Below are 11,377 nucleotides of genomic sequence, written 5' to 3'. Positions count from 1 at the left end.
CCATCGCCGCGCGAAGAGCGCGCCGATGAGTGGGCGCTGACGCGCCCTGCTCGGCCCTGAAGGGGGCCGAGGAGGAGAGAGGGATGGAGAGTGGTGTCGAGGACAAGGGGTCCGAAGACGATCAGGAGACGACATCATGAACATCGGTTCGATCAAGCAGAACGACGCGGGCATCTTCATGGGCCGCATCTCGACGCTGGCAGTGGCGATGACGATCGCGCTGAAGCCGGTGCAGTCCAGCAACCCGCGCGCACCGCGCTACGAGATCCACGCGCTGACCCCGGGCCGCACGTGGGTGCAGGTCGGGGCGTTCTTCGAACTCACCTCCAACAACACCGGCGAGGCGTTCCTCAACGGCCGCATCGACGATCCCTCGCTCGCCGCCCCGCTCCAGGTCTCGGCCTTCCGCCAGGACGACGGCTCGTACAACATCGTGTGGCAGCGCGCGCAGCGTCGCCGCGACGTCGGTGCCGCCCTCGGCGTCAAGAGCGAGGACGATCTGGCACCGCCCTTCGGTGCCGATGGCAGCCCGGTCGATGGCGGCGCAGGCACGCAGGACGACGGGCTCGGCGCGACCACGGCACCCGTCGAACCGGTCGCCTAACGGGGCCTGCCCGGAGAAGGGGGATCGCCTCTGTCGAGGCGGTCCCCTTTTCCGTTCCTGACGGGACTCAGCCTCACCAGCGTATTGCCCGGACTCTACCGAACAGGAAGAAGAAGGGGCGGCACTGACGTGCCGCCCTTTCGCGTGCCCCCGCTCGGCGTCCCAACCCGCGGTGCATGTGCAATGCACCTTGCTCATGAGGATCACCATGCACACGCAATCGGACCTCTTTGATCCCGATCCGGTGCCGCCAGCTCCGCCTACACCACCACCCGATCCCGAGCCGGAAACGGCCGCGGATGCCGGCGAGCCCTGCGGCGCCATCGAGCCGCTCGCAGCACCCTGCGGGTTCCGGAACTGCCGCAACGAGCCGTGCAAGCGTCTCGCGACGCGTCCCCTGCTCATCGACGGCATTCCGCTAATCCACCGCAAGATCCCGATCCTTCACTGCGATTCAGCGTGCTGGCGCGATGTCGATCCCGCCGATGCAACGGCCGAGACCGATCGCCAGGTCGCGCCCGAGGACGATTTCGCTGACCGCGACGACCCGGGACCAGAGGCCCCGCCGGACTACGGGGACTGGAGTCGATGGGAGCGCGCCGACGATGATGGTTTTGGCGCTGGCGAGGCTGGAGAAGGGGAGAAGGAAGAGGGTAGGGGCGCCCGCCCTTATGGGGCGGGACCGGGCTCTAGTCGGCCCTACGGGCCTCCCGGAGCCCCGCGTGCCGCGGGTCTCCGCCCTGACGGGTGACGATCCCTCGCTGAACGCCGCCCGGTCTCGCGAGGGCCGCCAGCAGCATCGGTCGCGCCCATACGGGCGCTTCCTCGCTGCTTTGCAGCCGCGCGCCTGATGGCGCGCGACTGCCGGCCCTCGCTCGATCCGGGCGGCGTACCACCGCAAATATCTATCTTTCTGTTAGTCCAAGTTTGGCATGCGGGGTTGGCGAGCCGTCAAGGACGAGCGGTGCCCCCAATTTTCACGCGGCCGACCCTGCGGGCCGACCACGAGAAAATCGGCTCCCCCACTCGCGAGCGTTAACCGGGGTCCACGCCTGCAAGCAGGCGCGGCTTCCCGGTTAACGTCCCTGACGGCCCTGACCGCCGCATGCCGTGTGAGAGACCTCACCAAGAGGTGAGATTTCAACTCATGGAGGCTCTCATGACCAAGTTCAGCAACTTCTCCGACCTCGCCCGCACGATGGCTGACACCCGCGCGATGCAGATCGCCGACGAGACGAGGGCGGACGAGCGCGTGCAGCGCACCTACGAGGGGTCGTTCATCGAGGGCAGCGAGATGGCGAAGCTCAGCATCGTCGACGCCGCCGAGAAGCTGGACATGCCCGACCCCGAGCAGGCGGCGGCCGCGGTCGACCTGATGATGCGGACCCTGTTCGACGTGTTCCGCGACACCCGGATGGAGGAGTTCGCCGCCGACCTCGCATGGGGCTTCGTCAACTCCTTCCACATGGTGTCGAAGCGGGTCGAGGGCCGGGAGGACGACGCCGCCAAGAAGCTCGGTGAGATGGCCCGCGCCTTCGATCCCTCCGAGATCTACGCCAACGAACTGGAGGAGACCCAGCTGCTCTGCCAGACCCTCGAGGGATGCCGCGAGGCGCTGGAGTGCATGCGCGACCACGCCGGCGAGGTGTATCGCGCCGAGACCGGTCGCCCCTTCTCGACCACCCGGGGCAGCAAGGTGTCCTCCAAGCTCACCGCCTCGATGATCGAGGGCGCCGACTACCTCGCAGCCCGCGCCGCCAAGAAGCGCGAGCAGCACAACCCGACCGGCCCGATCGTCGCCTTCTCGGGTGGCGCCAACTGGCACGACCACGAGACCCTGTACGAGCGGCTCGACCAGATCCAGCGCCGCATCCCGAACATGGTGCTGGTGACCACCGCCCAGATGAAGGGCTGCGATGCCATCGCCGCTGCATGGGCCGCATCGCGCGACGTGAAGCTAGTGCTGTTCCGTCTGGACCGCCGCCTCGGCAACCGCGCCGGGTTCGTACGCAACGAGCGGATCACCGCCCTCAACCCGGTCGAGGCGATCGTCTGCGAGGGCTCGGGCGTCCAGCTCGACTTCGCCCGCAAGCTGCGCAACGCCGGTGTCCCGCTCCACGTGTTCCGGGTCGCCGAGCAGCGTCCGGTCGCGACCGCGCGTCGGGCCTGACAACTCTCCCGCAGGGGGCTCCGGGCAACCGGAGCCTCCTTGCCTTTTTCGTCGTGCCGGGGCGGCGCTCCGGGGCATCGAGCCCCATCGCGCCGCGTGGGACTGAGCTTCCGCTCTTCCTCGCATGACGGGCGCGCACCGCCTCGCTCGCGTCGCGGTCGGCCCTGCGGCCGACCAGCTTGCTACGCCTCGCCGGTGCGCGCCCGCAACGCTCATCACCCTGCCGCCAGGCACGGCTCGCTCGCATCGTGGCGACCCCTGCGGGTCGCCTACTCGCTACGCCTCGCTCGTGCCGGCGACGCGGTCGATAGCGGCCCGCACGGGCTCGCTCGCATCGCGGTCATCCCCTGCGGGATGACCAGCTTGCTACGCCTCGCCCACGCGACCGGACTGCCGGGCATCGGCACAGCTCGCTCGCGTCGTGACGACCCCTCCGGGACGCCCACTCGCTACGCCTCGCACGTGCAGCGACGCGCTCGATAGCGGCCCGCATGGCCTCGCTCGCATCGCGGTCATCCCCTGCGGGATGACCGGCTTGCTACGCCTCGCCCATGCGGCCGGACTGCCGGGCATCGGCACGGCTCGCTCGCGTCGTGGCGACCCCTTCGGGTCGCCCACTCGCTACGCCTCGCACGTGCCGATCGACGCACTATGACTTCAGGTCGACCCCGGCCCTGACGGGCCGGCCGGAACGACTACGCGCTGCGTACCACCGCGAGAGGACAGGAGGATTGAGCGAGCGTGTCAGACAGGGAGTGCCCAGCATGTCCATCAGCTTCACCGCCTCGGTTTCCGCCCCAGCATTGGTTTCAGCAGTCGCGGTCAGCGTACGCCATCTCGCCGCCTTCCGGGCGTTCGCGCGCGAGCGCGGCGAACACTTCGGCGACGAGGGTGACGAGTTCCTCGCCTACAACTTCGAGGCCCGCGTCTGTCCTTGGTCCCTCGCCAGCATCTGCGCATTGTTCGACCACGATCCCGGCGTGATCGCGGTTATCGAAGAAGCTCAGTTTCGCGGGCTCAACATCCGATTCTGGCGCGTCGATGCCAAGGGCGACGTGATGATGGGCGTTGCTCGGTCCCTCGACGGGTCAACCTCGATGGACCTCTCCAACGCGAACGCTGACGCCCTGCTCGATGCGTTGGGCGTGGACCGCGACACGTGCGGCAAAATCCCGATTACCGATCTCCGCTCGATGGTGGCTGATCCAACCGTCCGGGAGCGTATCACGAGGGGCGGGCTCGGCCACTACGCCGACCAGCTCGAAAGACTCGCAACCCTCGACCGCACCGAGGACGAGGTACACGTCATTTGGGGATAATGCCTCCACCCCAAGATGACGGGTCATGGGGAGCATCGGCTTACGCCGGTGCTCCCCTTTTCTCTGCTTGCTGGGTCACCAGTCGAGCAGCTCACCCGCACATTCTCGGATGCGAGAAGGGGAGGGCCTTTCGGGCCGCTCCCCTTTTTTTGCTGGAAGGCCTTCAGGCCCGCGTCGCGCAGTCTGGGTAGTGCCTTCGATCAGGCGGTCAGACGCTTCTCGGCTTCTTCGATTCCGAGTGTCTTGAGGGCCTTCATGACGGCCTCGAACCGGGCACCATCGGCCTTCAGCAAGCCCGACTGTTCGACCAGCTTGAGACGCTCGGAGCGCTCCCGTTCGATGAGCTTCTTTCGACGGTCGGCAAGCCTCTGTTCCTCGGCTTCCAGCTGCTGACGTTCCTGCTCGATACTCAGTGCCATGGCTCGATCGATCCTTGCGTTGATGACGCCTCCATCGACCACGATGCCAGCCCGGGGATGACCCGACAATAGGCTACAGCGCGGGACCAGATCGACCGGTCAAGACTGGACCTGGTCCGAGCTTCGCCGGACCATCGATTGAGGGAACGGACCCGGGCTTGCAGCCGGGTCCGTTTGGGGCGGGATCGCTCCGCCATCCTTTCGCCAGGGGTTCATTGACGGCCTGCGGCGCGGTGCTCTGCCGGTGACCCGACCTCGCTCAATGCTAACCCTACGAACAGGAGCCAGAACGACAGAGACAGTCCCTAGGAATTGCACACCGTATGCGGCGACCGCAGGTGTAAGTGCCTGATAACTAACGGTGTATCCGGGCGGATACGTGTATCCGGGTGAATACGTGCGGCCCAAAGTCGCCCAAGCCGCTGTTTTCGCATCATTTTTCATGTATCCGCCCGGATACCGAATTGCGCTTGCGTCCCGCCTAGAAAACGCGGATTATGGCCGTGCGAAATCCCCACCAGCCCTCGCCATCGTCGAGGACTGGACATGATAGATCAGCAACGGATTCTCACCGTGCGCCTCAGCGGCGCCGACTGGGACCTGCTAGGGAAGCTCGCTGACCGACAAGGCTATACCCGGGCTCAGGCGGCTCGCTCCGCGATAGCCATGGGCATCCGGTTTGCCGACGCCGGACACACCTTCAATGTCACCCGCGCGGTGCTCCTCTTGGAGTACATGCAGGCAGCCATCGACGTGATTATCACCCGCGATCACGGCGACGTCGTGGGCGAGCTGCTCGAAGCTGCGAAGCAGCGTCTGGCGACCTACCATGCGTAAGGGCGACATCCGCTTCAGCGGCCAGGCCGCCACGATCCAGCACCACTCCGCGAGGGGTCGGATCACCCGCAACGCCGACAACTTCACACGCGGATCGCAGCTCCTTTCCCACCAGTATCAGATGACCTGGGCGGGCATCAAAATCCCGCTCTGGATCTGGGTTGGCGCAGCCGTCGTCATCTTCAATATCTTCATCTGGCTTGGCCTCGAGGAGCACGAGTTTCAGCTCGATCTCATGCGGGTCTACTCGACTGTTTGGACGTGGGTCGGAGCCGATAAGTACCACCTCATCAACCTTACTCTCCCGAGCGGGAAGATGGTCCATATCCCGATGGGCTACGTTCCCTATCACCCGGCCGTCGACGCTGCGTGGACCAAGACATGGCGGATCATCTGGGCGACGCTGGTGATCTCCACGATCGTCGCCGCCCCGATCATCATGTGGTTCATCACCTTCGCGAACAAGCGCGGTAGCGACATCCTCAAGGAGCGCCACGAGCGCGGCGCCATGCTCGTCGAACGACCCATCCTGCTCCGCGAGATCAAGGCTCATAACCAGGACCAGTTCAGCCAGGAATGCTGTTCCGGCAACCCGCCGAGAAACGCGGCATCCGTATCCCAGCTGAGCCTTCCGGACCGCGTCGAGTTGGGGATCCATACGCCCTACTCGATCGCCGGCATCCCCTATCCGTGGCGGCTTGAGCAGAGCCACACCATGATGATCGGCACCACCGGTACGGGTAAGACAACCCAGCTGCGATCGCTCGTTACCCAGCTTCGCAAGCGTCGCCATCGGGCCGTTATCTTCGACCTCACGGGCGCCTTCATGGAGGCCTTCTACAACCCGGAGACGGACGTCGTTCTGAACCCGATGGACAAGCGCTGTGCCCCTTGGACGCTCTTCGATGAGTGCCGGAACTATGCCGACTTCGTGTCAGCCGCAGCCGCGCTGATCCCATCCCACCCGGACGATAAGGAACCCTTCTGGCAGAACGCCGCGCGCATGCTCTTCATCGAGATGTGCATCAAGCTTCAGGAGATCGGCGAGACCAACAACGCGGCCATCGCTCACCACCTGATGCAGGCGGATTTGAAGTCGATCCATTCCAAGCTGGAGGACACCGTCGCTGGGCCGCTGACGACCGAGAAAGCGGCCCGAATGGCAGAGTCGATCCGGTCGGTTCTGAACGTCAACGGGCAGGCCCTGCGCTTCATGCCGGACCCGGTTCCGGGCGGTCCGCCCGCGTTCTCAATCCGCGACTGGATTTCGGCCAACCACCGTGATGGGTCGATCATGTTCATCACCGGCAGCTACAACGACCTGGAGCTGACGCGCGGCCTGTTCACGCTCTGGATGGACCTCGCGGTCAACAACCTCATGCGCCTGCCAAAGACCCGCGACCTGCGGACCTGGTATCTGTTCGACGAGGTTCATGCACTGCACGCCTTGCCGGCGATCGAGCATGGCCTGCAGAGCGCGCGAAACTATGGCGGTGCCTTCGTCCTCGGCATCCACTCATTTGACAAGCTGGTGTCGACCTACGGCCTTCAGAACGCGACGGCGCTTACCGGCCTTGCCCGTACCAAGCTGATCCTCGCCACGGCCGACCGGACCACCGCCGAGAAATGCTCGGAGTTCATCGGTAGCCGCGAGGTTCGGCAAATGGATGAGGCCTATAGCTACGGCTACAACAACACCCGGGATGCCTCGACGCTGACACCTCGCAAGGCGATCGAACCCCTGGTCATCCCCGATGACATCAACAACCTTCCGTCGCTTCACGGCTTCGTGAAGTTCCCCGACGGTTTCCCGGCGACCCGGGTCGAGCTCAAGTGGAAGAGCTACCCGGAAGTGGCGGTTGGTTTTGAGCCTCGACCGGAGTTCAAGGCCACGGAATATGTTTCGCCGGAGGACCGGCGTCGCAGAGCCAAACGCGCGGAAGAGGGTGGCGAGGGAGGCACCGAGCATGTGCCCAACCGACCGGTTAATGGCGCGGAGCCAGTGCTTGAGAAGCCTGAGCCACAGCGAGGGAAGAGCGAGGCGGAGCAGGCCGCTTCGGCTATCGAGATCAACCAGGGTCAGCCGGTAGTCCTCCAGACGTCGACCGCCCCCGGCGCGTCTGCCGATCAGCCTGTGGTCGCGGACGGAAAGCCCGGCGCGACGCCCTCACAATCGAACAATGCGACGGCAACGGCACCTGTCGGAATGGGCAGAGTGGACGCGACTATGGGCGGCATGGGGACGTCGACGCTGGGGGCCCGCAGCGGTCCGGACATGGGCGACCAGTCCCGCTCTGAGAGCGCCAGCAAGAGCGTCGCCCGAGCGGGGGACAGCCACAGCCAGGATCGTCAGGAAGACCAGGTCATCCGCGAGCTGCGCGACGGTATCGCGGTGGATCCACGCGCTGAGCATCATCACGGACATGGTCACGATCACGACCACGGCATCGATGATGGCTACGGCATGGGGGACTGATCCGTGCTGTCCGTCGCCTCGATCAAATCCGCGTCCGGCGCGGCGAATTACTTCGCCAAGGACGATTATTACACCGCCGAGCATTCGTCGGAGGCGACCGCCTGGGAAGGAGTCGGCGCCGCCGAGATCGGACTGAAAGGCGAGGTGACCAAGGAGGCTTTCGAGAAAATCCTCAACGGTGAGATGCCGAGCGGCGAGAAGGTCGGTCAGGTTCAGAACCGGCAGTCGGGTGTCGACCTGACCTTCTCCATGCCGAAATCGGCCAGCATCCTCGCCTATGTCGCCGGGGACGAGCGGGTGCTCGCGGCGCACATGACCGCGGTCAAGAACACCATGGCCTGGGTCGAGCAGAAGTTCGCCGAAGGCCGCACCTACGAGCGGACCAAGTCCGGCGAGCCCGTGCGGACCGGCAACCTGGTCTACGCGATGTTCCAGCACGACACGAGCCGTGCGCTCGATCCGCAAGGGCACATCCACGTCCTCGTCGCCAACATGACCAAGATGGCGAACGGAGCATGGCAGGCGCTTCACAACGGTCAGCTCTGGAAGAACAACACCACGATCGGCGCCGCCTACCATGCCCAGTTCCGGGCCGAGCTGGCGAAGATCGGCTACGAGACATCCGTCACCGGCAAGCATGGTCAATTCGAGATCAATGGCGTGTCGCGGGAGGCGATCGACACCTTCAGTCAGCGCCGGCAAGAGATCCTCTCGCGTGCCGAGAAGCTGGAGATCACCTCCCCGGAAGGGCTTCGTAGCGTCACCAAGAACTCGCGCGATGCGAAGCTGAATGTCCAGGATCGCGGCGCCCTCCGGGCGGAGTGGCGCGAGCGCGCAAAAGCGATCGGCTTCGACGGCAAGGCACTGGTCGCCGCTGCCGAGGCTCGCGCGGGCGGCGCGAGGGAGGAGACACGACCTCAGACGCTCGAGCGCGCACGCGAGACTATCGCCGGCATCGCGAGTGCGCTTGGTGACATGTTCGCCCCCAAGGATCCGCTGATCAGCAGCGGGCTCGAGCGGCTTCGGATCTCGGCCGTCGAGATGCGTGCGCAGCATGCCGTCGCGTCCGCGATCCGGATCCACGCTCAGCGCGAAGCAGCGTTTTCGATCCCAGACGTTACCCAGACAGCGCTCAACCTCGGCTTGAAGGGCGTCACTGCCTCCCAGATCGACACGCGAGTCTCGCAGCTCATTCGCGACGAGAAGCTGATCCCGGGCAAGAACGATCGAATCGACGGCGTCGTCACCCACGTCACCACGCCCCAGGCCCTTGCTACCGAGCGCGGCATCCTCGCCGACGTAGAGCGAGGCAAGAATACCCTTACGCCGATCGTCTCGGCCGACACGGTGCTCGACCGGATCAATGCGGCATCGGGCGACATGAAGCTCAACGCGGGCCAGATGGCGGCCGCCACCATGATCCTGACAACCGGTGACAGCATCGTCGCTGTCCAGGGCGTGTCGGGCGCCGGCAAGTCGACCATGTTGTCAGCCGTCGCCCGGGTGGCCGAGCAGGAGGGACGCAAGGTCATCGGCCTCGCGGTGATGAAGGTAACGGCCGACCGGCTGGGGCAGGAGACCGGCATCGAAAGTCGCACGGTATCGTCCTTCATCAACACCTACGCGCGCGCAGGACTGGCGGCGCAGGGAGCAGGAAGCGACCCTGCCCGTGGACCACTCGCCGGTGCCCTGCTGTTCCTCGACGAGGCGTCGATGATCGGCAACGATCAGATGAAGCACCTGACCGGGATCGTGAACAGCCTTGGCGGGCAACTCGCCGAGATCGGCGACAGACAGCAGATTGCAGCAGTCGACGCGGGCAAGGCTTTCTCGGTCATCCAAGAGGGCGGCGTGACGATGGCCCGCATGGACGAGAATCTGCGCCAACGCACCGAGCAGCTGCGAACCGTCGCCGCTCTCTCCAACCGCGGCGCGGTTCGGGAGGCGATGGCGGTGCTTGGCGACAAGGTGATCGCGAACCCCGAGGTCGCAAAAGCGGCGTCCGAATACTGGCTGAAGCTCTCTCCCGAGCAGCGGGAGATCACGGCGATGTTCTCATCCGGCCGGGTCGCCCGTGCCGAGATCAATATCCGCATTCAGGAGGGCCTTGCGGCCGAGGGAACGCTGAAGGGCGAGGGTGTCGCCGTCGGCGTCCTCGACAAGGTCAACATCGCACGCGAGCAACTGCGCTACGCTCAGTTCTACGAGAAGGGCCAGGTCCTCGACCTGCACCGTGCCGTTCGCGAGCTCCGCCTCCCAGCCGGCACGTTCGACGTGCTGGGGGTCGACGCCAAGGGCCGCGTCCAGGTCCAGATCGGCAGCAAGGTTCACACCTTCGACCCGCAGCGGCTCTCCCCGCTCGACCAGACCGACCCGATCCAGCTCGCCAAGCGCGAGGAGATCAAGCTCTATGAGGGCGACAAGATCCGCTGGACCAAAAACGACAAGGAGCGGGGGCTCAACAACAACGAGATCGCCAAGGTCCTCTCGGCCGACAAGGACGGGATCAAGGTCGAAGGCCTCGACGGCAAGATCCACGAATTGAAGACCGGCGACCCGATGATGGAGCGGATCAGTCTCGCCTACGCGCTGAATGCTCACGCCGCGCAGGGCATCTCGATCCCGAACGAAGTCGGCGTGATGAGCCACAAGGAGAGTAATCTTTCCAACCAACGGCTCTTCAACGTGCTCGTCACCCGCGCGCGGGACGACATGATCCTGTTCACGGACAACAAGGAAAAGCTGACCGACGCGATCGAGCGGAACGAGGGCAACAAGACCTCCTCGCTGGAAACCACCGGCGAGCTGCAGGTCGATCCAGGGCGTCAAAGCACGAGCGGACCTCCCCCGAAAGGCGGCACAGACGTACCCTTCAACCCGGTGCTCCCGCCCGACCTCGATCGAGGACCGGAGAAGCTGGGCGGCACCGCCCCCGACAAAGCTGGCGAGAACGGCCCCGCAAAGCCGGACCTCCGCAACAACCCGTCGCTCGACCTCACCAGCATCCGCGTGAACGTCGAGCCCAAGGGCCCCGAACTTCCCTTCCCCGAAAAGGACATCGGACTGGAGCTATGACCATGCACGCCACGCCGACCTGGGAGCAGGTCATCACCGCCAAGCACTGGCATCCCTGCGACCTCGGGACGCACACCATCGCGCAATGCCGAGCCGACATGCGCCACCAGCACGCGATGGCGTGGGGCGCAGACGTGCTGTCATTCTGCGCGGTGTACGCGGTCCTGTTCTCGGTTGTCCGGCCGATCGAGCGGGCGCTCGCCCGTAAGCAAGCGGCGCCGACACGGGCGATCCCAGCATGAGCCTCGGCGATCGCCCTTACATGCGAGCGACCGATGGCCGACAGCGCACCACGCGTCTTGACCGTCCTCCAACAGACGCAATCGAGATGGATACGGCACCCCCGTGGCGGGCTGATAGCGGCCCGCTGGAACGGCGTCGGGGCCTTGCAGGGCGTCCGGTGCCCCGAAGGTCGCCGCGCCGTCTCCTGGGGCTCCTGGCAGCTTCCACGGGCCTTCTCACGCTCGGGTGGGCAGT

8 protein-coding genes are annotated in these 11,377 nt (G+C 65.5%); 7 read left to right on the top strand and 1 reads right to left on the bottom strand.

Going from position 1 to position 11,377, the window contains the following annotated elements; translation table 11 throughout:
• Positions 1 to 136: 136 nt before the first annotated feature.
• The 3 genes from ACU5AX_RS20100 to ACU5AX_RS20090 all read left to right on the top strand — a co-directional run bounded on the left by ACU5AX_RS20100 (position 137) and on the right by ACU5AX_RS20090 (position 4,093).
• Positions 137 to 604 (top strand): DUF736 domain-containing protein, encoded by a 468-nt coding sequence (locus ACU5AX_RS20100; RefSeq protein WP_446692295.1) that lies wholly within the window; start codon positions 137 to 139, stop codon positions 602 to 604.
• A 1,159-nt stretch (positions 605 to 1,763) separates the two neighbouring features.
• Positions 1,764 to 2,774 (top strand): DUF2493 domain-containing protein, encoded by a 1,011-nt coding sequence (locus ACU5AX_RS20095; RefSeq protein ID WP_446692294.1) that lies wholly within the window; start codon positions 1,764 to 1,766, stop codon positions 2,772 to 2,774.
• A gap of 764 nt (positions 2,775 to 3,538) precedes the next feature.
• On the top strand, positions 3,539 to 4,093 hold the full coding sequence (locus ACU5AX_RS20090; RefSeq protein WP_446692293.1) for a hypothetical protein: 555 nt from the start codon (positions 3,539 to 3,541) through the stop codon (positions 4,091 to 4,093).
• A 200-nt stretch (positions 4,094 to 4,293) separates the two neighbouring features.
• Here the strand turns inward: ACU5AX_RS20090 and ACU5AX_RS20085 are convergent, their stop codons facing one another.
• Positions 4,294 to 4,512 carry a hypothetical protein gene (locus tag ACU5AX_RS20085; protein ID WP_242121816.1) on the bottom strand — a complete coding sequence of 73 codons (219 nt, stop codon included), beginning with the start codon at positions 4,510 to 4,512 and terminating at the stop codon, positions 4,294 to 4,296.
• 546 nt (positions 4,513 to 5,058) lie between these two features.
• On the opposite strand from ACU5AX_RS20085, the gene ACU5AX_RS20080 reads away from it, so the two are divergent.
• The 4 genes from ACU5AX_RS20080 to ACU5AX_RS20065 are packed head-to-tail and all read left to right on the top strand — an operon-like array spanning position 5,059 to position 11,142.
• Complete coding sequence (locus ACU5AX_RS20080) at positions 5,059 to 5,349, top strand: hypothetical protein (protein WP_242121817.1); 291 nt, start codon at positions 5,059 to 5,061, stop codon at positions 5,347 to 5,349.
• The gene (locus ACU5AX_RS20075; protein WP_446692292.1) at positions 5,342 to 7,825 is read left to right on the top strand and encodes a type IV secretion system DNA-binding domain-containing protein; all 2,484 of its coding nucleotides are present in this window, start codon (positions 5,342 to 5,344) and stop codon (positions 7,823 to 7,825) included. The genes ACU5AX_RS20080 and ACU5AX_RS20075 overlap by 8 nt, the downstream gene beginning before the upstream one ends.
• A 3-nt stretch (positions 7,826 to 7,828) precedes the next feature.
• Positions 7,829 to 10,900 carry a MobF family relaxase gene (mobF, locus tag ACU5AX_RS20070; RefSeq protein ID WP_446692291.1) on the top strand — a complete coding sequence of 1,024 codons (3,072 nt, stop codon included), beginning with the start codon at positions 7,829 to 7,831 and terminating at the stop codon, positions 10,898 to 10,900.
• On the top strand, positions 10,897 to 11,142 hold the full coding sequence (locus tag ACU5AX_RS20065) for a hypothetical protein (RefSeq protein ID WP_446692290.1): 246 nt from the start codon (positions 10,897 to 10,899) through the stop codon (positions 11,140 to 11,142). The genes mobF and ACU5AX_RS20065 overlap by 4 nt, the downstream gene beginning before the upstream one ends.
• Positions 11,143 to 11,377 lie beyond the last annotated feature (235 nt).

The organism is Sphingomonas benefaciens (assembly GCF_052907485.1).
The sequence above is the reverse complement of the archived record's forward strand: the minus strand, read 5'-3'. Positions and strand labels throughout refer to the sequence as shown.